This is a genomic window from Acidovorax sp. GW821-FHT10E03, from assembly GCF_059415205.1.
The window spans coordinates 439,069-460,421 of record NZ_JBWKMU010000002.1; the positions used below are offsets into that span (position 1 = coordinate 439,069).

Sequence of the window (21,353 nt, forward strand, 5' to 3'; positions counted from 1 at the left end):
CACCCAGCCCGCGCCCTACAATCGCCCCATGCGCGCTCTTCACCTCCTTTTGCTGCTGGGCATTGCCTCCGGCACCGCCCTGGCCCAGAGTTCAAGCCAAAATGCCCCCCAGGGCACGGCAGACACGCGCGAGGCGCTCTCAAACCAGGAGCAACCTGCAGGCCGTTCCAACCAGCGCACCGAGCGCATCCATGTCGAAGACGCGGGCAACCGCGTGGATGAGCTGCGCGTGGGCGGCCAGACCCAGATCATTTCCGTGCAGCCCAAGACCGGCAACCTGCCCGGCTATGAAGTGCAGTCGCCCGACGGCGCCCGCAGCCGCGCGGGCAGCAACAGCGGCGCGGAGACCACCACCGCCCCGCGCGTCTGGAACGTGCTGAAGTTCTGAGGCCCCTGCGGCGCCGGGCAGCGCCACCGCGCTGCCCCCATGAAGCCGCTGCACGCCCTGCCCTTTTGCTGTCAGTTTTTCATTTCTTTGTAACCCCCCTGAGCGATGGCCGTCTTTACCGAAGTCTCCAACACCGAGGCGCGCGAGCTGCTGCGCCGTTTGCAACTGGGTGAGCTGGTGGAGCTGCGCGGCATCGAGGGTGGCATCGAGAACACCAACTACTTTCTCACCAGCGACCAGGGCGAGTTCGTGCTGACGCTGTTCGAGCGCCTCACCGCCGCGCAGCTGCCGTTCTACCTGTACCTGATGAAGCACCTGGCGCACGGTGGCGTGCCCGTGCCCGATCCGCGCGCCGACCAGGACGGCGACATCCTGCACACCGTGTGTGGCAAGCCCGCCGCCGTGGTGAACAAGCTGCGCGGCAAGAGCCAGCTGGCGCCGCAGGCCGCGCATTGCGCCGCCGTGGGTACGATGCTGGCCCGCATGCACCTGGCGGGCCGCGACTTCGACCGCCACCAGCCCAACCTGCGCGGCCTGCCCTGGTGGAACGAAACGGTGCCGGTGGTGTTGCCGCACGTCGGCGCAACCCAGGCCGCCCTGCTGCGCTCCGAACTGGCCTACCAGAACCATGTGGCCGCCGGCGCCGCCTACGCGGCCCTGCCGCGCGGCCCCGTGCACGCCGACCTGTTCCGCGACAACGTGATGTTCGAGGGCGAAGAGCTCACCGGCTTCTTCGACTTCTACTTCGCGGGCGTGGACACCTGGCTGTTCGACCTGGCCGTGTGCCTGAACGACTGGTGCATCGACCTCGCCACGGGCCAGCACGATGCCGGGCGCGCCACCCGCATGCTCGACGCCTACCAGGCCGTGCGCCCGCTCACGGCGGCCGAGCGCGAACTGCTGCCCGCCATGCTGCGCGCGGGCGCCCTGCGGTTCTGGATCTCGCGCCTGTGGGACTTCCACCTGCCGCGCGAAGCCTCGATGCTGACGCCCCACGACCCCACGCACTTCGAGCGGGTGCTGCGCGCCCGCATTGCGCAGCCCGTGCACGCCTGAGATGAAGCACCTGGAGCCGCCCGTGGCGCCCGCCCCCGCCACGGGGATGTCGCGCTCGCGGCGGCGCGGCCCGTGCGGCATGTTCCGCGCCGGGGCCGACCCCGCCGCAGGGGCCACGGCGGACGCGGAGCGCCCTGGATCACCGGAGCACGAAGACGCGAAGCGCCTTTGTTGACCGGCCCGGCGGAAAATCCGCGCTCGGGCCCTCGCGGCAGGGGGGATCCCTTGCACCGCCGCCGGAATGGGCCGCTGGGGTAAATTCCAAGCTATGCATTGCACTGCCAGCGGAAGCCTCTCGGCTGCCAGCAGTGCCCGGGCGCAGGCCCCACCCTCTTTTCTCCTCCTAAGCATCCATGAAACTCCACATCGTCCCCGCCCGCACCGGCATGGCCTGGGTCAAGCTCGGCATCCGGACGTTCTGGCGGCAACCCATGGCGCTGGCGGCGCTGTTCTTCATGATCATGGCGTCCATGTCGCTGGCCACGCTGATTCCGCTGGTGGGCCCGGCCATCGCGCTGGTGCTGCTGCCCTCGGCCACGCTGGCCATGATGGTGGCCTCGGCGGAAGCCACGCAGGGGCGGTTTCCCACCCCCGCCGTGCTGCTGGTGGCGTTTCGCACCGGCCAGCAGCGGCTGCGCGACATGCTGGTGCTCGGCGCCCTCTATGCGGCGGGGTTCCTGGCGGTGATGGGCCTGTCGGCGCTGCTGGACGGCGGCCAGTTCGCGCGGGTGTACCTGGGCGGCGCCGCCCTGACCAAGGAAGTGGCGGAAGACCCCGCCTTCCAGGGCGCCATGTGGCTGTCCATGATGCTGTACCTGCCGCTGTCGCTGCTGTTCTGGCATGCCCCGGGGCTCGTGCACTGGCACGGCGTGCCGCCGGTCAAGGCGCTGTTCTTCAGCATCGTGGCCTGCGTGCGCAACTTTGGCGCGTTCCTGGTCTACGGGCTGGGCTGGCTGGGCGTGTTCCTGCTGGGGGGCGTGGTGGTCACGCTGGCGTCCGCGCTGCTGGCCGCGGCGGGGCTGGCCGGATCGACCGCGGGCGGCATCATGGTGGGGGCCGCGATGGTGATGGCGGCCATGTTCTTCACATCGGTGGTTTTCACCTTCCGCGACTGCTTCGAGCCCCCGTCCCATCCCGCCTCCGAGGCACCACCCCATGACGACGCACCGCCCCCACCCGCACCAGCTCCTGGGCCGCACTGAGGACGAGCTGGCCTGGTACCAGCGGCGCGGCCTGCTGCAGGCCGCAGCGCTGTGGATGGCCACGGGCGGCTGGGTGGCCGCGCACGCCCAGTCGCGCAGCAACATCGTGGAGCTGCGCGGCCAGGTGCTGCGCAACGGCGAGGCGCTGACCCCGCAGCACAGCATCGCCGCGGGAGACCGCCTTGAAACCGGGCCCGGCGCCACCGTGGTCTTTGCGGTGGGCGACGGCGCCTTCCTGGTGCGCCAGAACTCGCGCGTGGCGCTGGAGGGCGAGACGCCCACCGCCGTCAGGGTACTGCGCCTGGTCAGCGGCGCCGTGGCCAGCGTGTGGGGCCGGGGCGCGGAGCGCCAGGTGATCCTGCCCACCGCCACCGCCGGCATCCGGGGCACGGGGGTGTACGCCGAGGTCTTCGCCGATCAGGACAACCGGGGCTACTTCTGCAATTGCTACGGCACGGTGGACCTGGCGGCGGGCACCGAAAGCCTGGTCAGCGAGGCGTCATACCACCAGTCGTTCTGGGTCGAGAGCGCGCCGCGCAATGGCCGCCTGCTCACCCCGGCCGGCGCCATCAACCACACCGATGAGGAACTGGAGTTCCTGGCCAGCCTCATCCACCAGCGCACGGCCTGGCAGATCGCCGGGCGCAAGGGCACCAAGGACGGCAGCGGGCAGATGGGTTACACCGCGACGCCCGGTGCGAGCGGCACACCCGCCGCCACGCCGGCACGCCCCTCGCCCCCCGCCCCGCCGCCACCGCCGCCGGGTTCGGACTACTGAGCCCCTGCCCCCAAAACAAAAAAGGCCGGCCCCCTGGGCCGGCCTGCAAGCAACCAATCCATCAAGGAAGGTGAGAGGCCCATTCCCTCTCACCCCGCCCCGTCAGGTGCCCACGTTGCCGCCGTCGTTCTTCGTGATCACGATGGTGGCCGAGCGAGGGCGCTTGCCCGCGCCGTAGCCGGCGTTGGCGGGCCACTGGCTCTGGAACTTGGCGGGGTCGCCCAGGTTGGCCATGCCGGTGGACTCGCCCGGGTGCTGGATGTTCACGAAGATCGTCTTGCCGTCGGGCGTTTCGGCCAGGCCCGTGATCTCGCAGCCCTTGGGGCCGACCAGGAAGCGCTTGAGCGTGTCGGCCGTGGCGGCCTTGCCCACGGGCGAGACGATGTCGAACTTGCTGCCATCCGCCTTGGTGTAGGTCAGCGTCTTCTTGCCGCCGTCGCCCACCTGGCCGGGCACCGCCGCCAGCATCATGCAGTTGCTCGCATCGGTGTAGGCGCCGTCATCGGTCTGGATCCAGCAGATGCCCGTGGCCTTGCTGAAGGCCAGGCCGTCGGGGCTGGAGAAGTCCTGGTCGTCCGTCAGGGCCGAGATGTTGATCAGCGTCTTGTCGGCACTGGCTTCCGCGCCGAACAGGTACACGTCCCAGGTGAAGGCCGACACGGACGCACCTTCCTTCAGGCGCACCATGTGGCCGTTGGGGTTGCCTTCCTGCTTGGTCGTGCCCTTCATGTCGGTGTAGGCGCGGGGGTTGGCCGCGTCGGGCAGGTACTGGCCGCTGCCAGGGTTGGCGCTGCGGGCGCTGTTGTTGGTCAGTGTGAAGTACACCTCGCCGTTGGCGGGGTTCACGGCGTTCCACTCGGGGCGGTCCATCTTCGTGGCACCCACGGCGTCGGCGGCCAGGCGGGTGTTGATGACGATGTCGGCCGCGTCGGCGAACTTGTAGGTGGCATAGCCGCTGATGGCGGTGTTGGTGAGCGACAGCTCCACCCAGCCGCCGGTGCCGTCGGCGTTGAACTTGGCGGCGTACAGCTTGCCGCTGTCCAGGTACTTGTCGCCGATGGCCAGGCGGTCGCTGGCGTTGGCGTCGGCCGGGTTCCACGTGGCGGTGGACACGAACTTGTAGATGTACTCGCCGCGCGAGTCGTCGCCCATGTAGATGGACAGCGGCTGGCCGGCCACCACCTTGCCGAAGGCCGCGCTCTCGTGCGCGAAGCGGCCCAGGCCGGTGCGCTTCTTGGCCATGCGGGTCTTGTCGTAGGCGTCGATCTCGACGATGTAGCCCATGCCGTTCATCTCGTTGCGGTAGTCGTCCGTGCCGTCCACCGACGTGCCGGTCTTGCTGTTGTTCCAGCGCTGGTACTTGTCGTCGGTGCCGCCGCTTTCCCAGCCGTGGCGCGATGCGGCGCCCTGGTTGCGGCCATAGCGCTTGAGGGCCGTCACGCTCTTGTCGTTGCCGCGCGCGGCATCGTCGGCGGCGCCACGCGTGAAGTAGCCGAACCAGTTTTCCTCACCGGTCAGGAAGGTGCCCCAGGGCGTCTTGCCCGTGCCGCAATTGTTCAGCGTGCCGCGCGTGGTGGTGCCGGTGGGCGAGAACTTGGTGAACAGCTGCGCGCTGCCGCGGGCCGGGCCCGAGATCTCGATGGGGCTGAGCGACGTGAGGCGGAAGTTCAACGCGGAGTTCTGCGCGTAGGCCCACTTGCCGCCGGACTTGGCCACTTCGATCACGGCGATGCCGTGGATGGCCGTTTCCTTGTCGATTTCCGCCGCGGGGCGGGGCAAGGTGGTGGTGCCGCCATTGGCGTGCAGGAAGTACGAGGACAGCTTCTCGTCGGTGGTGGCTTCGTGGTTGATGGCCAGCAGGCCGCGCTCGGTGGCGTTGTCGCTGCGCTTGCCGTCGGCGCCCAGGCCGAACCATTCCATGCCGTCATGGTGGTCGCCGGCGCGCTTGTCGAAGTCGCCGTCGGTGCCGTCGTTCTTGTACGCGGACACGCCCGCCGCAATGGGGTCGCCCAGCGCGAAGATCACGCTGGCGGTGTAGCCCGCGGGCACGGCCACCACGTCGGCCAGGCTCTTGGACACGGCGCCGAAGCCCAGCAGCTTGGGGCCGGCGGGGGGAGGCGTCACCACGGGGTCGTCGCTGCCGCCACAGGCACTCACGCCGAACCCGGCCAGCACGGTGGTGCCGACGGAGCCCACGCCGCCGCGCAGCAGGCCACGGCGCGACAGGCGGGCGCCCAGCACCGCGTCGAACGTGGGGTTGGCGGAGGTGTTGGCGTTTTCGTTGTTGAAGTCGATGGCCTGCTCGGGCGTATCCACGCGGTGGGTCATGGGGGTTCCTCGGGTTGTTGGTTACAAAACCCCTGGAGCGTAGAAACCGCGGGTGACATCCCCGTGAAGGTTTTGCGTCGGTTTGATGACAGGCGTTCCCGGCCAGGACCCAGGGAATTCGGCAAATACGAATCACTACCATTTGTATAATCCCTTCTCACCCCCGCCCACCCAGCCAGTCGTCTGTGCCCACGCTCGCGCGCAGGCCCCTTCCAGCCAGTGCGGCCCCGCCATCCACACCCATCCTTCGCGGTGCCACCACCGGCCCATGGCCCCGTGCGGCAGCCCGCGTGATTCCCTGGAGACCACTGCATGACATTCCCCTCCCTGAAGACGTCCCTGCTGGGGGCTGCGTTTTTCGCGGGTAGCTTCGCCTGCGCCTACAGCACCGGCGCTGCCGCCCAGACGGCACCGGCGGCGGCCCCGCAGGCCCAGGCGAAACAGGCAGTGACGGCCCAGGCCGTGGCGGCGCACTACGCGCAGCTGGTGCATGCCAACTACAGCGACACCCTGGCCAGCGCGCAGGCATTGCGCGAGGCCATGCAGGCCTTCACCGCCAAGCCCTCGGCCGAGACCCTGGCCGAAGCCCGCAAGAAGTGGCTGGCCGCGCGCGAGTTCTACGGCCAGACCGAGGCCTTCCGCTTCTACGGCGGCCCCATCGACAACGACAACGGCCCTGAAGGCCGCATCAACGCCTGGCCCATGGACGAATCGTTCGTCGACAGCGTGCAGGGCAAGCCCAACGCGGGCCTGGTGAACAACCGCAAGTTCGTCATCAACAAGAAGAATCTCTCCGCTCAAAACGAGCGCGGCGGCGAAGAAAACATCGCCACAGGCTGGCACGCCATCGAGTTCTTCCTGTGGGGCCAGGATCTGTCCGAGACCGGCCCGGGCGATCGCAATTTCGAAGACTTCGTGGACGGCAAGGCCAAGAACGCCGACCGCCGCCGCCAGTACCTGAACGTGGTGACCGACCTGCTCATCGACGACCTCACGTCGCTCGTGAAAGCCTGGGCGCCCGATGCAAAGAACAACTACCGAACCCGCTTCGCGCGCGGCGGCCAGGAATCCGTGCGCAAGATGCTCGTGGGCCTGGGTTCGCTCTCGCGCGGCGAGCTGGCCGGCGAACGCCTGGAAGTGGCCCTGAACAGCCAGGACCAGGAAGACGAGCACTCGTGCTTCTCGGACAACACCCACCGCGACGCGGTGACCAACGCCCAGGGCATCCAGAACGTGTGGCTGGGCGAGTACAAGCGTGCCGACGGCAGCGTGGTCAAGGGCGCATCGCTGCGCGAGCTGGTGGCCGCCAAGGACGCGGCGCTGGCCGACAAGACCACCAAGCAGATCGCCGCTTCGGTGGCTGCCGCCGAAGGCATCCAGGCGCCGTTCGACCGCGAGATCATCGGCGGCAAGGACGCCCCGGGCCGCCAGCGCATCCAGAAGACCATCGACAGCCTCACGCAGCAAAGCAAGGACCTCGTCGCCGCGGCCAACGCGATCGGCATCACCAAGCTGACCCTGGTCCAGCCCTGAGCATGAAGCCTGCGCAAGCCATTGCCCGCCGGCGCACCGTGCGCCTGGCGGCAGCCAGCACCGCCATCGTCGCACTCGCCAGCTTCGGCGGCTTGGGCCTGCAGTCGCTGACGGCGGCGCCCCGGCCCGACCCGCTGGGCGAAAAAACCGGCGGCGAGACCACGGTGTTCGCCACCGGGCGCAATGCCTTCTCGTTCCCGGCCGCCAACCTGACCGATGAAGAGCGCACGCGCTTCGTCATCGGCAACTCGTTCTTCCGGCGCAACTGGGTGGAAGCGCCCGCGTCCACCAAGGCGCGCGACGGGCTGGGCCCGCACTTCATCGCGCGCTCGTGCGGCGGCTGCCACGTGCAGGACGGCCGGGGCGAACCGCCAGCGATCTTCAACCGCCTGGGCGAAACGAAGGACCCCACGGTGGCCCTGCTGATCCGCCTGTCCATCCCCGGCACCGACGTGCACGGCGGGCCGGTGCACGACCCGGTGTACGGCGACCAGTTCAACAACGCGGCCATCCAGGGCGTCAAGCCCGAAGGCCGCGTGACCCTGCGCTACGACACCATCAAGGGCCGATTCGCCGACGGCACGCCCTACACGCTGCAAAAGCCCATCTACGGCTTTGCCGACCTGGGCTACGGCCCCCTGCACAAGGACGTGATGACCAGCCCGCGCATCGCGCCGCAGATCATCGGCGTGGGCCTGCTCGAAGCCATCGCCGAGGCCGACATCCTGGCCAACGCCGCCGATCAGGCCGCCGCCCCCGGCCCCATCAAGGGCGTGCCCAACAAGGTGTGGGACGGCCCCGCCGGCCGCACGATGGTCGGGCGCTTCGGCTGGAAGGCCAACGTGGCCACCATCGCGCACCAGACGGGCGGCGCCTTCCTGGGCGACATGGGCATCACCTCGCGCCACTTCGCGCAAGAGGCCTGCACACCCGCGCAGAAGGACTGCCTGGACGCACCCAGCGGCAAGAGCGGTGGCGACCAAGGCCAGCCCGGCGTGGAGATCGACGACAAGACCCTGGCCGACGTGATCTTCTACCAGGCCACGCTGGCCCCGCCCGCGCGCCGCAACATCAACGATGCGCAGGTGCTGCGCGGCCAGGCATTGTTCTCGCAGGCCCAGTGCGCCACCTGCCACCGCCCGAGCTACGTCACCAAGGAGGGGCCCTTCCCCCAGCTGACGAGCAAGGCACTGAACGGCCAGCGCATTGCGCCCTACACCGACCTGCTGCTGCACGACATGGGCGAGCGCCTGGCCGACGGCCGGCCCGACTTTGGCGCCAACGGCCGCCAGTGGAAGACCCCGGCGCTGTGGGGCACGGGCCTGATCAAGGACGTGAACGGCCACACCCGCCTGCTGCACGACGGCCGTGCGCGCGGCGTGCTCGAAGCCGTGCTGTGGCACGGCGGCGAGGCCGAGGAGGCCAAGAACCAGGTGCTCAGGATGAAGAAAGCCGACCGTGACGCGCTCGTGAAATTCGTGGAGTCGCTATGAGAATTTACCCCCACGCTCCCCACTCCGTGTGGTCGCTGCCTCCCGAGGGGGCCGCGTTTTCATCTTGGGGCGGCCCGGCAATGAAAACATCCCTCCTTGCAGCCGCCCTGCTGCTGGCCACCCTGCCCCCTCTCACAGCGCAGGCACAGTCTGCGGCGCCCACTGCACCCCCCATCCCAGCCTGGCAGCGCAACGCCGTGCCGTTCTACGACACGGTGCACGCCCTGCAAGGCATCTACGGCCACTGGGCCCTGCCACGCGCACAGGACTTCGACCGCGATGCCCGCGCCCTGGTGCCCGCCGTGGCGGCGCTGTGCCAGGCGTCGGCGGCAGACGGCAAGGCCGCGCTCGACTCCGCACGCGCCGCCTGGCAGGCCACGGCCCGCGCGTGGGAGCAGCTCGCCGCCGTGTCCGTGGGCCCCGTCATCGCACGCCGCAGCCAGCGCGCCATCGACTTCACGCCCACGCGCCCCGCGCTGATCGACAAAGCCATCGCTGCCCAGCCTCAGGGCGCCAAGGCCTTCGAGCGCATCGGCACGCCCGCCAAGGGCCTGCCCGCGCTGGAATGGCTGCTGTGGACGCGCCCGGCCCAGCCCGGCAGCCCCGCCTGCGGCTACGCGCACGAAGTGGCCCAGGATGTGGCGCGGGAATCCGCCGCACTGGCCAAGGCCTATGCCGATGCGGCGGCCACCGACTGGGGCGCCGAGGACGAGCAGGAGGCGTCCACCCAGGCCATCGGCGAATTCGTGAACCAGTGGGTGGGTGGCATCGAACGCCTGCGCTGGGCACAGATGGACAAGCCGCTGCGCGCCGCCGGATCGGGATCCGGCGCCCGCACGCCCGACTACCCCCGCACCGCCAGCGGCACCACGCTGGCGGCCTGGGCGGCCACCTGGGGAGGCCTGCGCAGCCTGACCACCCTGCCCGCCAGCGCCGACATCCCCGCCGCTGGCGAGGCCCTGGTGCCGCTCGAGATGTACCTGCGCGGCAAGGGCCTGAACCCGCTGGCCGACAAGCTGCGCCAGGCCACCAGCAAGGTCGATGCGTCGATGGCCCAGGTGCAGAAGTCCGGCCTGCAGAACAAGGCGGCCATCCAGCAGACCGCCAGGGACCTGGCGGCGCTGAAGTTCCTGGCCGAGTCCGAAGTGGCGCCCGCGCTGCAGGTGAGCATTGGATTCTCGGATGCAGACGGCGACTGATCTTCTGCACCGCCGGCACGCGCTGGCCCTGCTCGGGGGCCTCGGTGCCTGCGTGATTGCGCCAGGTGCCGTCTTCGCCAAACCCGGTGACCGCGTGCACCTGGCTGCCGCGTGGGAGCGCCAGGGCCGTTTCTACATCGGCCTGCTGTCCACATCCGAAGGAGCCGGGCAGGCACTGCAGGTCCACGCATCGCTGGACGTGCCCACGCGCGCCCACGGCCTGTGCGTGCTGCCTGACGGCTCCGTGCTGGCCACCGCCCGCCGGCCCGGCGACTGGCTGGTGCGCTGGCAGCCGGACAAAGACAGCGAGCCCCAGTGGCTGTGGCAAGACGGCGAGCGCTCCTTCAACGGCCACGTGCTCGCCAGCGCCGATGGCCAGCGGCTGTACACCACCGAGACCGACGCCGAGACCGGCGCGAGCTTGATCGTGGCGCGCGACGCCCACACGCTCGCGAAAACCGCCGAATGGCCTACCCACGGCATCGACGCGCATGAATTGCTCTGGGACACGCAGGGCGGCAAGAGCAAGGGCCAAGGCAGCGCCGCCCCCACGCTGATCGTCGCCAACGGCGGCGTGCCCACCGCGCCAGAAACAGGCCGCGTCAAGCGCGACCTGGGCACCATGGACTCATCGCTCGTGCGGCTCGACGCCCGCACGGGCCGGCTGCTGGGCCAATGGCGCCTGCAGGACCCCCGCCTGAGCCTGCGCCACCTGGCATGGAGCCCCGATGGAACCACGCTGGGCATCGCGCTGCAGGCCGAGCACGACGACGCAGCCGCCAAGGACGCCGCCCCGGTGCTGGCCCTGTTCGACGGCACGGCGCTGCGCGTGGTGGCTGCACCCCAGGCCATCGCCCAGGGCATCCACGGCTACGGCGGCAGCATGGCCGCCACGCCCGCCGGCTGGGCCGTGAGCTGCCCCCGCGCCCACGGCATTGCCACGTTTTCATTGCAGGGCGAGTGGCAGGGCCTGGTGCCCCTGCCCGAGGCCTGCCCCCTGGCGGTGCAAGGCGGCGTGCTGTGGGCAGGCGGCCTGGGCGCCAGCCTGCAGAGCGCGCAGGCCGCCGCGCCCCTGCGCCACCCGCATGGCCGGGGCTTGCAGGATGTGCGGCTGGACAACCACTGGGTGCTGGCGCAGAAAATTGGAATGAAAAGTGCCCCCAGCGCTTGATGGACAAGCGCAACCAGCTATATAAAACATAGCAACCAACCCGCAGGCCTGCTACTGCTGCTGGCGCGCGTAGCGGCCGGGCGCCAGCCCGACATGGCGGCTGAACGCCGTGCTGAACGTGCTGGCCGAGCTGTAGCCCACGCGTTCCGCGACCTCATGAAGCCCCACGCCGCCACCGCTGCGCAGCAGGTTCTTGGCCAGCGCCATGCGCCAGGCGAGCAGGTATTCCATGGGCGGCACCCCCACGGCGCGCAGGAAGCGCTCGAAAAAAGTGGACCGTGACAACGCCGCCTCCCGGGCCAGCGCGTCCACCGTCCATGACCGCTCCGGGGCGCTGTGCATCAGGCGCAGGCCCACCGCCACGCGGGCGTCCGCCAGCCCACGCAGCAGCCCGGGGGGCGCACCATCGCGGTTGCTCGATCGCAGGGCCTCGATCAGCAGCACCTCCACCAGGCGGTCCAGCACCAGTTCACGGCCCGGCAGCGCGGCCAGGCACTCTTGCCGCACCAGTTGCACCAGGGTCGGCAGCCGCTCCACGCCGCGCACGTGCAGCATGTCCGGCAGCAGCGACACCAGCAACGCGGCGTCGGGGGAGTCGAACTCGAAGTAGCCGCCCAGCATGCGCATGTCCGGCGGGCTATCGGGCGTGCCATGGCGCAGCCCATGCTCGCCGTCTGGCGCGGGCATGCGGTGGGGGTCCATGAACACCGGCGCCGCCGGTTGCTCCATGCCCGACAAGGTGAACCCCGGTGTCGCGGGCAGAAGCACGAAGTCGCCCGCTTCCAGCGCCACGGGCTCTTGCCCCGCAAGGGCGAGCACGCACTGTCCCTCCAGCATGGTGCAAAAGCTCGGGCTGCCGAACTCGCCATAGCGCACGGCCCAGGGCCCCGCGCCGCTGATCAGCTTGGAGAACACGGCGCGCGGCCGCAGCAGAGCGATGACCTGCGCGAGGGGATCGACCACGGTCGGACTCCTGCAAAAGAAAATCAGACTTCAGATTGTAGTTAATCCGACTCCGGCCCGATATCGTTGCACCACTTTCCATCGCAACCCATCCACGGAGTTTCACCATGAAGACCATCCTGATCACCGGCTGCTCGTCCGGCTACGGCCTTGCCACCGCCCGCCACTTCCACGCCCAGGGCTGGAACGTGATCGCCAGCATGCGCACCCCGCGCACCGACCTGCTGCAGCCATCGGACCGCCTGCGCATCCTGCCGCTGGACGTGACCCGGTCCGACAGCATCGCCCAGGCGCTGCAGGCCGCAGGCCCCATCGACGTGCTGGTGAACAACGCGGGCCTGGGCCTGTTCGGCGCCTTCGAGGCCACGCCCATGGCCACGGTGCGCGACATCTTCGACACCAACACCTTCGGCACCATGGCGGTGACCCAGGCCGTGCTGCCGCAGATGCGCGGCCGGCGCGCGGGCCTGGTGGTCAACGTCACGTCCAGCGCCACCCTGGCACCCATGCCGCTCGTGGCAGCCTACACCGCCAGCAAGACCGCCATCGAGGGGTTCACCGCCTCGCTGGCCTTCGAGCTGGAGGCCTTTGGCGTCCGCGTGAAACTCGTGGAGCCCGGCTATGCGCCCACCACGCAGTTCACCGCCAATGGCGCCGAGCGCATGCAGGGGCTGATCCCTCCCGCCTATGCGCCCTGCGCCCAGTCCGTCTTCGCCGCCCTGGGCCAGCCCGCGGCCGTGACGACCGAGCAGGATGTGGCCGAGGCCGTGTGGGCGGCGGTGAACGATGCGTCAGCGCGGCTGCGCTATGCGGCGGGCGCGGATGCGGTGGCGCTGGCGGGCGCCCATGGCGCAGGCACCTTGGCGCATTGATGCGCTCTGTGGACTCGCAAGCGCGAACCCTCCGGGACGCGCAAGGTCACCGCCCGGTGAACATGAAATACGCCAGCACGCACACCGCCAGCGCCACGATGAGCCTGGCAATCCAGGGGGTGACCAGCCACGCGCCCAGGGCCAAGGCCACACGGCCCCACACATGCGGCGACTGCAGCGCGTTTTGGGGTTCCGCGGGCGAAGCGCCCTGGGCCTGCAGGGGGTAGCCGCAGGACGGGCAGGCGGGCGCCTTCGACGAGACTTCACGCCCGCATTCCGGGCAACGCACAAGGGCCATGGTCTACCTGCCTTCCCGGAGCGGCACGCCGATGAGGATCTGAACGCGCCGGTTGAGCTGCCGGCCCTGCGGGTCGTCCCGGCCGTCCGGCGTGGTGTTGGGCGCCACGGGCTGGCGCTTGCCCTGGCCCTGCACAGCGGCCTGCCGGCCTGTCTGGCGGTGCAGTGCACGCGCCACGGCCTCGGCGCGGCGCAGCGACAGGCTGTCGTTGTAGGCGTCGGTGCCTTTGCCATCGGTGTGGCCCACCACCGTGAGCGGCGCCGCCGCATAGCTCTTGATGAGTTCCGCCGCCTTGTCCAGCGAGGACGCCGCGTCCGCGCGCAGGTCGGATTTGTCGAAATCGAACAGCACGTCCGCCGGCAGGTCGATGGAGATGGCCTGCTCGGGCGTGGGCCGGGCCTTGAGCTCCGCCAGCAGGGCGCGCGTCTGCTCCAGCCGCTCCCTGGGCACCTCGGCCTCGCGCAGAATCGTTTGCGGCCCTGCGCTGCGCTGCAGCGTGGTGTCCTGCCGCCGTCCCACCAGCCCGCCCGCGGGCTCCTGCGCGCGCAGCGTGGTCGATGGCGCGCCCGATGCGGGCACCAGCCGCGTGGGCACGGCGCCCAGCGCCCGGCCGCTGCGCACGACCTCCAGCGCATGTGCCGGCCCGCAAGCCGCCAGCGCTACCAGCAGGGCGCAGGCCGGCGCGACGGCGTGCGCCCCGGCGGCCGCCAAGCCCGGATGCCGCATCAGCCGCCCTGCAGCGGCAGGTCGACGACCAGCCCCGGCGCCACGATGTTGTCGCCCTGGTTGCCATCGTTGAACACGAGCTTGAGCTTGCGCGCCGAGGGCGCCACGGCGCCCATGAACACGAGCTGGCCGTCCAGCGTCTCGCCCTCGCGGATGGTGATGTCACGGTTGTTGTCGGGCCGCTTGATGTGCAGGCGGGCACCGCTCTCATCCTGCAGGTAGGTGTCGGCCAGGGCCAGCATGGTGGTGTCGGTGATGCGGTTGGCGAACGAGATGCTCACGTCGAGCACCGTCGCGTCCGCGCCGATCTCGACCGCCTTGACGCGCACCGTGACGCCCGCGGCGGCCACGCCCTGGATGGACATGGGGACCTTCTTGGGCGTGGCGGCGGCTGGCACGGCCGCCGGTGCCGGTGCTGGCGCTGCCTGGGTTGCAGGTGCAGTGGGTGCGGGGCCCGCGGCGGGCACGGGCGCGGTCGCTGCAGCCACCTGCGGCTCCGGCGCGCGCTCCTTGCACGCTGCCAGCACAACGGCGGCAGCGGCCACGGCCAGGGCCGCCCCCCTGCGCGATGGAGTCCACACGGGAGTCGTTGAATTCATGGTGTCTGGTGCTCCTGGTTCATCAATCACTGTCCATGGTGGTTGCCGTGGCGCGGTTTGCGAGGAGGGTCTGCGCAACGGCGGGTCGGGCGCCACGCATCAGCGAATGCGGATGCTGTTGGTCTGGCCCGCCGCCCCCCCTGCCTTCGGGGGCTGCGGGCAATCGCCGGTGCGCACGTCATTCGCATTGCGGCCCTGCACGATGACCGTGCGGCCCTCCAGGCGCGCGCCCGATACGTCCACGCTGTTGACGGAGGCCGAGCCATCCGCGGCGCAACGTGTGCCGGACGCGGTATTGCCCGAGACCTCGATGCGGTTGCCCGCGCCCGCGCCGCTGGCAGGTTGCACTGGCGCGGCAGGCCGTGGCACGGGGTTCGCGCGGCCCTGGCGAGGCGGGTCCAGCGGCCCGGCGCGCTCGGGCCCGATGGGCCCCACGGGGCCGACCGGACCCACGGGCCCCACCGGGCCTGCGGCCCGGACCGTGGCACACGCCAGCAGCAACAGCAGCGCGAACAATGATGTGCCGTTCATGGTGGGAAAACCTCGCATCAGGGCGGTGCCTTTCCGGGCGTTCCAGGCAAGCTGCCCCCAGGCACCGCAGCCGGAGCCGGCGCACCCGAGGCCGGGCGGGGCACGGCCGACATGCCCGGCAGGACCGAACCCGGCCGAACGGCCCCCGCCGCCGCGGGCCGCGGGTCACCGCCTTTGTCGGAGCCCTCCCCCGCGGCCTGCCGCTGGATGCGCGCCTCCAGTTCCGACGCGAAGCGCTCGGCCAGGGCCACTTCTTCCACGGCCATTTCCGCGCCCAGTTCGTTGATCACCGACACCACATTGCGGTGGGTGCCGGTGTCGGGCTGGCTCATGCGCTCCAGCAGGCGTGCATAGCCCAGGGCCCGCACGTTGTCCTTGGGGACGCCCTGGCCCTTGCGGTTCATCTCCGTCAGGCGCTGCATCGCGCGCGGATCGCCGCGCACGGCGGCCAGCAGGTACCAGCGGTAGGCCTGGCCCATGTCGCCCAGGCCGGACCGGGGGTTCTGGTACGCATCGCCCACGAACGAAAGCAGCTGCGGGTTCTGCGTGTTCAGGGCTTCGCGCTTCAGGCGCTCGAGCTCGTTGCGGTAGATCGGCCCCTGGCAGCCCAGCTCGGCCACGCCGCGCTCCAGCGCCTCGTTGCACGCTTCGAGGAAACGCGCACCCGCCGTGGCCCCGGGGGCCGCCGCCTGCTGTGCCGGCGCGGGTGCAGGCGCCGGCGGAGCGGCCGGCGGCAGCTGCGCGAAGGCGGGCGCATGCAGGGCAGCCCCCACCACCCAGGGCGCGCAGCGGTAGAACATGCGGGCGCCACGCATCATGTGCCAGCCTTCGTGCCCGCCGGGGTGCCGCCGGGCGCTGGCGCCGCACCGGCCAACGCGGGTGCCTGCGCCGTGTCCCAGGCCATGGGCACACCAAAGAACAGGGGCTCAAAACCCTGCCAGGTCATCACGTCCACGGCGCCCAGGGAGGGGTACCGCTGCGCATACACCTTCTCCAGCGCCTGCCGGGTCTCGTCGTCGTATTTCTGCGTCACCTGCAGCGGCTCGCCGTACTTGCGCAGCGTCACCTGGATCAGCCCCAGCTTGAGCTCGGGCGTCAGCCCGTTGTAGGCCGCGCGCATGTTCTCCACCACCACGGGGTCCGGCGTGCCGTTGGGAATGCAGCGCCAGTACGGCGTGTTGGTGGCCTTGCCGATCAGCTCCAGCACGCTCAGGTCCACCAGCGTGCGGATGGCCGAATGGCGCCCCTGCAGGTACTTGCCTTCCAGCTTGAAGCCGAAGGCATCGCCGTAAAAGCCCAGGCTGGCGTTGTCCTCGGAGCTGAAGTTGAGCACCTTGACCACGTTGGAGGCCTGCACCTGGGGCACCATCTGCTGCGTGGAGAAACTCACGAGGTTCAGGTCCAGCGCCAGTGCCGAATAAATGGCCGTGCGCTTGATGTCGCCTCCCAGCGTGGTCTTGCCGTTGCCCTTGCCGAACTCGATGCCCGCCGAATTCACGCGCCCCGCGCCCGCGATGGCACGGTCGAACTCCGTGAGCGCCCCCGTGATCAGGAAGTCCGGCATGGTCACGCCAAACTTGGCGCCCAGCTGGGCCTGCGACACCAGGTAGTCCGGGTGGTAGGGCACATAGACCACGCGCGCACCGATGCGGTTGACGGCCGTGCGCACCATCTCGGTGATGTCGCCGGGAATCTCCGCCCCCACGAGCGGGCTGGAGAGGTTGGTGGCATCCAGGATGCTGCGCGTCTGCATGTAGATGACGGGATCGCCTTCCTTGTAGACATCGAGCATGCGCCCGAAGCGGCCGAGCGCCAGCGCGTAGGGGCTCAGGTTGGTGACCGGCAGCAGCTTGTCGGCCTCGCGCTCTTGCAGCAGCGTATTGGCGTCCTTGAGGGCGTTTTCCGTGGATGCACAGCCAGCGAGCGTGGCCACTGCCAGCGCCAGCGCTCCCCATCGCAATGTTCTTTTCGTCATGGTTCTTTGTTGTGGTGGTGGTATCAAAAGCCCCGCTCTCCCGGGGCTGCAAGGCAGAAGGCCCGCGGCCGTCAGCGGCCGGAGTTGAGGACGGTGATGTTTTCCACGCCCTTGCCTTCCACGTACAGCGTCACGTTGCCGTTCACGTTGCCCTGGATCACGGGGCTGGCGATGCGCAGCGTGCCGTCGGGCGCGCGCTGCACATCGGAATACGTGGAACGGATCACGATGTTCTTTTGCCCGTCGGGCAGCTTCAGCGTGCCGTCGGGCTGCACCAGCGCGCTCTGGTCCACCAGCGTGTTCTGCGAGATGGCGCGGTTCACGCGGGCCTTGGCACTCACCGACGGATAGACCCCGTCGTTGAGCCGCACACCGCTTTGCGCCATGTCCTTATAGGCACCCAGCTGTTCTCCGTAGTTCACCAGCTGGGCCTGCGCGCCGGCGCCCATCAGCGCCAGTGCCCCTGCCCCGCACCAAAGGCCCAGGGCGCGCAGCGTGCGCCGATGGGAGTTTTCGTCCAGATTTTTCATTGCGACTCCTTCATCCACTGAAAACCAAAAACGCGCCGCTGCGCACCCGCCAGGCAGCGCCGCCCTACATGCTGAGCAGGTTCACGGCCGGCAGCACCGTGACGGACTGGTTCACCACGCCCGTGGAGGGGATGGCGTACGTGTAGCCGGGATTGGCGGCAAACGGGGTGTTGCCCGCCACGCCGACCACGCCGGTGATGGCCCCGCCCACATTGCGCACGCTGCCAGAGGTCATGCCCGCCGCGGCCGCCGACATGTTTCCGACGATGGTCACCGCGCCGGTGATCACCCCCTGGTTGACCACCGAGTTGGACACGCCGCCCACGGCCGCATGGCCCTGGTTGCCGGCGATCACGACCGTGCCCGCCATCACGCCGTGGTTCACCAGCGAGTTGACCGTGCCGCCCAGCGTGGCGCTGCCCCGGTTGCCCGCGATCAGCACCCGGCCCGAGAGCTGGCCCCGGTTGTCCACGCTGTTGACGGTGCCGCCGCCCGTGGCATTGCCCTGGTTGCCGGTCACCACGACCTGCGCGCCCGCCATGCTGCCGCTGTTGTTCACACCGTTGACAAGGCCGCCGCCGCTGGCCCGGCCCGTGTTGCCCGCGATCAGGATCTGGCTGCCCTTGATGGAGCCTGATCCCGTGACGCTGTTGACCTTGCTGCTGGCACCCTGCGCACTGGCCTGGTTGCCCAGGATGGTGATGCTCGACGCCGTGATGCTCCCCCCGCCGCGCACGCTGTTGGCCAGCCCGCCGCTGGCCGACCCCGCGTTGCCGATGATGGTGATCTGGCTGCCCGAGATGCGGCCATCGCCCACCACGCTGTTGATCGCCCCGCCATCCCGCGCCGAGCCCTGGTTGCCCAGGATGGTGATGCTGCCGCCCTGCAGCGTGCCCGCGATGTCCACGCTGTTGGCCACCCCCTGCTCGCCCGAGCCCTGGTTGGCGGTCACGGTGACCGACGAGCCGGCCACGCGCCCACGGCCCTGCGTGCGCACGCTGTTGGCCAGCCCGTCCCGGCCGGCGGCGCGGGCGCTGCCCTGGTTGGCCACCACCTGCACCGCGCTGCCCTGCAGCGTCCCGTCGGCCTGCACGCTGTTGGCCAGCGCCGTGCTGCCCTGCTCGGCCTGGGTGGACACCGCCGTGTTGGCGGCCACCAGCGCCTGGACCCCGTCCACGCGGCCACCGGAGCCCTGCGAAAAACTGTTGGCCGCCGCCAGGCCCTCGGTGGCGAACACACGCCCCGCCGTGTTGCCCATCAGCTGCAGGCTGGCCGCGCGCATGTCCCCCAGCACCTGGATGGCGTTGGCATTGGCCTGCCCCACGCCCCTGCCAAACGCGGCAAAGCCGCCCACCGTGCCCTCGCGCCCTTCGCTGCGCACGTCGGCCGCCGTGTTGCCCGCGAGCGTCAGCGTGCTGGCCTCCACGCGGCCCTGGGCGTTGACCGACAGCGCATTGGCGTTGATGCGGCCACCGTCCGCGTTCAGCTGCCGGGCCGTATTGCCCACCACCTGCAGGGTGCTGCGGGCCAGCGCCGTGGCGCCCGAGCCATCCATGTACAGCCCGTTGGCCGCCAGCACGCCATTGGACTTGGTGCCCACGCCCAGTGCCTGCGCGCCACTGCCGGCGGCGCGGATGTCCTCGCCCGTGTTGCCCGCGATGACCACCGGGCTGCCCTGCACCCGCGCGCCACGGTAGGCCGCCAGCACATTGACCAGGGCGGTGCCTCCGGGCGCGTGCACGCCGCGCGCGGAGTTCCCGGCGATCAGCCAGGGCGACGATGCATCCACCAGCGCATCGTCGTGCAGCACCAGGGCATTGGCGGCGGCCCGCGCGCGGCTCTCGCGCCCGGCCAGCCCCCCCGCGCCGGAGACCGAATCCGCCGCGGTGCTCATGTCGCTGGCCGTGTTGCCACTCAGCACACCCGCCGCCGACAGGCGCGAGGGCGCGCCCGCGCCGTTTTCCAATGCAATGCTGTTGGCCAGCAGCGCGCCTCCGCGTGCCGTCAGCCGCGATGCGGTGTTGCCCGCCAGCGTCAGCGTCTGCGCATCAAGCTGCGACCCCGTGACCGCCAGCGTGTTCGCCAGCGCGGCCGACTGCTGGCTGGCCGAAAACAGAAGCCCCCCGCCCGCCTGCGCCGCATAGCCGGTGGACCGCACCCCGTCGGCGCTGTTGCCCGCCAGGGTCAGGGCGGTGTCCTGCACGCGGCCCTCGCTCACCATCAGCGTGTTGGCCGCGGCCAACCCGCCCGAGCCCGTGATGGACTGGCCGTGGTTCCCGCTGACGGTGACGGCGGCGCGCTCCAGCGTGGACTGGTGGTCCGCCACCACGGTGTTGGCCAGTGCGCGGCCATTGCGCTCCAGGGCGCCGACGAGGCCACCGCCAATGGTGCCCGAGCCTGCGGCCGTGCGCACCTGGTCGGCCACGTTGCCCGCCATCAGCACGGTGCCAGCCCGCACGGTCGCGTTGTCCAGCCACAGGCTGTTGGCCGCCGCCCCGCCCCCGGTCGCGACCACATCGCGCGCCTGGTTGCCGCTGAGGCGGTGCACGGGCCCCTCGGCCAGTTCGCCCCGGGTCACGGAGATGGTGTTGGCCAGGGCCGAGGCGGACACTCGCACGTCGGCCAGCGCCCCGCCGAGAATGGATCCTTCACCGCCCCAGGCCTGCACGTTGCGTGCGGTATTGCCCGAAACGCCCGCCTGGTAGCCCGCCGAACCGGCGAGCTTGTGGTCGGAAAAGCTGATGCTGTTGGCCAGAGCGCTGCCGCCCGTCGCGATGACCTGGGCCGCTTCATTGCCCGCCAGGACCAGTTGCGCGCCCTTGAGCTCACTCGACGCCAGGGTGACCGCGTTGGCCGCCGCCACCCCCGTCAGATCCACCTGGGCAATGGTGCCGCGCCCCACGCCGGCGCTGCCGCCGCCTGCGCGCACGTCCTGCGCGCGGTTGCCGGTGTGCAGGATGCGGGTGTCCTCCAGGGTGGACCGGGCCGCGGTGAGCGCATTGGCGAGCGCTGATCCGCCGATGGAGGTGACGCCACGGGCCTCGTTGCCGACCAGCGCCACCTCGGAATTGCGCACGTCGGTCGCATCCAGCAGCACGCTGTTGGCCGTGGCGCGGCCGGGCATCTGCAGCGAACCGGTGCCCAGCAGCACCTCGGACTTGGCGCCGAAGGCCGCGACGTCGGCCGCGCGGTTGCCCTGCACGATCAGGCGGCTCGCCGTGAGCTGCTTCGTACCCGTGGCGCTGGCCGCCAGCACCATGTTGGCGGTGGCGGCACCGCCCAGGGCGTGCACGAAGCCCGTCACCTGGTTGCCCAGCACCTGCACCTGGGACTGGCGCACATCCATCGCTGCCAAGCCGATGCCGTTGGCCTGCGCGGTGCCCGCCAGGTCCACGCGCATGCCAACATTGGCCAGGGCGGAGCCCTTGCCGCCGGTGGAGATCACCGGTCCCGTGGAGCGGTTGCCGAGCACCTGGATCTGGCTGCCCGCGTCCACCTGCGTGCCGGCACTGTTCTTGTGCCAGCCCACCCCGGCGAGCATGGACTCCTGCGCCTGACCGCGCAGCGGCGCCAGGGCCACGGAAAGACCGAGCAGCCAGAGCGCCGCGGCTTCATGGCGTTGCGTCTTGCGCGTTGTGTGCACTCACAGCCCCTTTTCTGGATGGACAGGATGGTCGGACGGCTTGCGGTCCGGCCGGCGGCTGCCGGACG

At 70.4% G+C, this 21,353-nt stretch carries 19 protein-coding genes; 9 read left to right on the forward strand and 10 right to left on the reverse strand.

Annotation, left to right across the window (positions count from 1 at the left end; translation table 11 throughout):
- The first annotated feature begins 28 nt into the window (after positions 1-28).
- The 4 genes from AC07OD_RS05150 to AC07OD_RS05165 all read left to right on the forward strand — a co-directional run bounded on the left by AC07OD_RS05150 (position 29) and on the right by AC07OD_RS05165 (position 3,424).
- Positions 29-388 carry a hypothetical protein gene (locus AC07OD_RS05150; protein WP_218295677.1) on the forward strand — a complete coding sequence of 120 codons (360 nt, stop codon included), beginning with the start codon at positions 29-31 and terminating at the stop codon, positions 386-388.
- A gap of 105 nt (positions 389-493) precedes the next feature.
- Positions 494-1,444 carry a homoserine kinase gene (locus AC07OD_RS05155; RefSeq protein WP_218340043.1) on the forward strand — a complete coding sequence of 317 codons (951 nt, stop codon included), beginning with the start codon at positions 494-496 and terminating at the stop codon, positions 1,442-1,444.
- Positions 1,445-1,797: 353 nt separating this feature from the next.
- Positions 1,798-2,646: a BPSS1780 family membrane protein gene (locus AC07OD_RS05160; protein WP_494595470.1), complete on the forward strand. Its 849-nt coding sequence runs from the start codon at positions 1,798-1,800 to the stop codon at positions 2,644-2,646.
- On the forward strand, positions 2,600-3,424 hold the full coding sequence (locus AC07OD_RS05165) for a FecR family protein (protein WP_494595472.1): 825 nt from the start codon (positions 2,600-2,602) through the stop codon (positions 3,422-3,424). Before AC07OD_RS05160 ends, AC07OD_RS05165 begins: the two co-directional genes overlap by 47 nt.
- A 102-nt stretch (positions 3,425-3,526) precedes the next feature.
- Here the strand turns inward: AC07OD_RS05165 and AC07OD_RS05170 are convergent, their stop codons facing one another.
- Entirely contained in the window at positions 3,527-5,752 is a 2,226-nt protein-coding gene (locus AC07OD_RS05170) for a PhoX family protein (protein ID WP_369643055.1), read from the reverse strand.
- A 312-nt stretch (positions 5,753-6,064) separates the two neighbouring features.
- Here AC07OD_RS05170 and AC07OD_RS05175 point away from each other — a divergent pair, with 312 nt between their 5' ends.
- The 4 genes from AC07OD_RS05175 (at position 6,065) to AC07OD_RS05190 (ending at position 11,148) form a co-directional block, all read left to right on the forward strand.
- Positions 6,065-7,285: an imelysin family protein gene (locus AC07OD_RS05175; protein ID WP_494595474.1), complete on the forward strand. Its 1,221-nt coding sequence runs from the start codon at positions 6,065-6,067 to the stop codon at positions 7,283-7,285.
- Positions 7,286-7,287: 2 nt separating this feature from the next.
- Entirely contained in the window at positions 7,288-8,778 is a 1,491-nt protein-coding gene (locus AC07OD_RS05180) for a di-heme oxidoreductase family protein (protein ID WP_494595476.1), read from the forward strand.
- A gap of 80 nt (positions 8,779-8,858) precedes the next feature.
- Positions 8,859-9,977: an imelysin family protein gene (locus tag AC07OD_RS05185; RefSeq protein ID WP_218295683.1), complete on the forward strand. Its 1,119-nt coding sequence runs from the start codon at positions 8,859-8,861 to the stop codon at positions 9,975-9,977.
- Entirely contained in the window at positions 9,961-11,148 is a 1,188-nt protein-coding gene (locus AC07OD_RS05190; RefSeq protein ID WP_494595478.1) for a DUF1513 domain-containing protein, read from the forward strand. Before AC07OD_RS05185 ends, AC07OD_RS05190 begins: the two co-directional genes overlap by 17 nt.
- A gap of 51 nt (positions 11,149-11,199) precedes the next feature.
- Here AC07OD_RS05190 and AC07OD_RS05195 read toward each other — a convergent pair whose 3' ends face one another.
- Complete coding sequence (locus tag AC07OD_RS05195; RefSeq protein WP_218340038.1) at positions 11,200-12,111, reverse strand: AraC family transcriptional regulator; 912 nt, start codon at positions 12,109-12,111, stop codon at positions 11,200-11,202.
- Positions 12,112-12,218: 107 nt separating this feature from the next.
- Here AC07OD_RS05195 and AC07OD_RS05200 point away from each other — a divergent pair, with 107 nt between their 5' ends.
- On the forward strand, positions 12,219-12,983 hold the full coding sequence (locus AC07OD_RS05200; protein ID WP_494595481.1) for an SDR family oxidoreductase: 765 nt from the start codon (positions 12,219-12,221) through the stop codon (positions 12,981-12,983).
- Between the two features lie 46 nt (positions 12,984-13,029).
- Here AC07OD_RS05200 and AC07OD_RS05205 read toward each other — a convergent pair whose 3' ends face one another.
- From AC07OD_RS05205 to AC07OD_RS05240, 8 genes are all read right to left on the reverse strand, one after another.
- Positions 13,030-13,281, reverse strand: coding sequence for a zinc ribbon domain-containing protein (locus AC07OD_RS05205; RefSeq protein WP_218295687.1), 252 nt, complete (start codon positions 13,279-13,281; stop codon positions 13,030-13,032).
- A gap of 3 nt (positions 13,282-13,284) precedes the next feature.
- Positions 13,285-14,007, reverse strand: a complete 723-nt coding sequence (locus tag AC07OD_RS05210; RefSeq protein ID WP_492253679.1) for an OmpA family protein — start codon at positions 14,005-14,007, stop codon at positions 13,285-13,287.
- On the reverse strand, positions 14,007-14,606 hold the full coding sequence (locus AC07OD_RS05215; protein ID WP_492253680.1) for a DUF4352 domain-containing protein: 600 nt from the start codon (positions 14,604-14,606) through the stop codon (positions 14,007-14,009). Before AC07OD_RS05215 ends, AC07OD_RS05210 begins: the two co-directional genes overlap by 1 nt.
- 99 nt (positions 14,607-14,705) lie before the next feature.
- Entirely contained in the window at positions 14,706-15,137 is a 432-nt protein-coding gene (locus AC07OD_RS05220) for a hypothetical protein (RefSeq protein ID WP_494595482.1), read from the reverse strand.
- Positions 15,138-15,154: 17 nt separating this feature from the next.
- Complete coding sequence (locus AC07OD_RS05225) at positions 15,155-15,955, reverse strand: SEL1-like repeat protein (protein ID WP_494595483.1); 801 nt, start codon at positions 15,953-15,955, stop codon at positions 15,155-15,157.
- A complete protein-coding gene (locus tag AC07OD_RS05230; protein WP_255591088.1) occupies positions 15,952-17,112 on the reverse strand; it encodes a CsgG/HfaB family protein in 1,161 nt (386 codons plus the stop codon). The genes AC07OD_RS05225 and AC07OD_RS05230 overlap by 4 nt, the downstream gene beginning before the upstream one ends.
- A 71-nt stretch (positions 17,113-17,183) precedes the next feature.
- On the reverse strand, positions 17,184-17,642 hold the full coding sequence (locus AC07OD_RS05235; RefSeq protein WP_218295691.1) for a hypothetical protein: 459 nt from the start codon (positions 17,640-17,642) through the stop codon (positions 17,184-17,186).
- A 64-nt stretch (positions 17,643-17,706) separates the two neighbouring features.
- Positions 17,707-21,285, reverse strand: a complete 3,579-nt coding sequence (locus AC07OD_RS05240; RefSeq protein ID WP_494595485.1) for a beta strand repeat-containing protein — start codon at positions 21,283-21,285, stop codon at positions 17,707-17,709.
- Positions 21,286-21,353 lie beyond the last annotated feature (68 nt).

Coding starts and splice junctions, on each gene's coding strand:
- AC07OD_RS05150 (WP_218295677.1), top strand. CDS start 29: ATGCGCGCTCTTCACCTCCTTTTGCTGCTGGGCATTGCCTCCGGCACC.
- AC07OD_RS05155 (WP_218340043.1), top strand. CDS start 494: ATGGCCGTCTTTACCGAAGTCTCCAACACCGAGGCGCGCGAGCTGCTG.
- AC07OD_RS05160 (WP_494595470.1), top strand. CDS start 1,798: ATGAAACTCCACATCGTCCCCGCCCGCACCGGCATGGCCTGGGTCAAG.
- AC07OD_RS05165 (WP_494595472.1), top strand. CDS start 2,600: ATGACGACGCACCGCCCCCACCCGCACCAGCTCCTGGGCCGCACTGAG.
- AC07OD_RS05170 (WP_369643055.1), bottom strand. CDS start 5,752: ATGACCCACCGCGTGGATACGCCCGAGCAGGCCATCGACTTCAACAAC.
- AC07OD_RS05175 (WP_494595474.1), top strand. CDS start 6,065: ATGACATTCCCCTCCCTGAAGACGTCCCTGCTGGGGGCTGCGTTTTTC.
- AC07OD_RS05180 (WP_494595476.1), top strand. CDS start 7,288: ATGAAGCCTGCGCAAGCCATTGCCCGCCGGCGCACCGTGCGCCTGGCG.
- AC07OD_RS05185 (WP_218295683.1), top strand. CDS start 8,859: ATGAAAACATCCCTCCTTGCAGCCGCCCTGCTGCTGGCCACCCTGCCC.
- AC07OD_RS05190 (WP_494595478.1), top strand. CDS start 9,961: ATGCAGACGGCGACTGATCTTCTGCACCGCCGGCACGCGCTGGCCCTG.
- AC07OD_RS05200 (WP_494595481.1), top strand. CDS start 12,219: ATGAAGACCATCCTGATCACCGGCTGCTCGTCCGGCTACGGCCTTGCC.
- AC07OD_RS05205 (WP_218295687.1), bottom strand. CDS start 13,281: ATGGCCCTTGTGCGTTGCCCGGAATGCGGGCGTGAAGTCTCGTCGAAG.
- AC07OD_RS05210 (WP_492253679.1), bottom strand. CDS start 14,007: ATGCGGCATCCGGGCTTGGCGGCCGCCGGGGCGCACGCCGTCGCGCCG.
- AC07OD_RS05215 (WP_492253680.1), bottom strand. CDS start 14,606: ATGAATTCAACGACTCCCGTGTGGACTCCATCGCGCAGGGGGGCGGCC.
- AC07OD_RS05220 (WP_494595482.1), bottom strand. CDS start 15,137: ATGAACGGCACATCATTGTTCGCGCTGCTGTTGCTGCTGGCGTGTGCC.
- AC07OD_RS05225 (WP_494595483.1), bottom strand. CDS start 15,955: ATGATGCGTGGCGCCCGCATGTTCTACCGCTGCGCGCCCTGGGTGGTG.
- AC07OD_RS05230 (WP_255591088.1), bottom strand. CDS start 17,112: ATGACGAAAAGAACATTGCGATGGGGAGCGCTGGCGCTGGCAGTGGCC.
- AC07OD_RS05235 (WP_218295691.1), bottom strand. CDS start 17,642: ATGAAAAATCTGGACGAAAACTCCCATCGGCGCACGCTGCGCGCCCTG.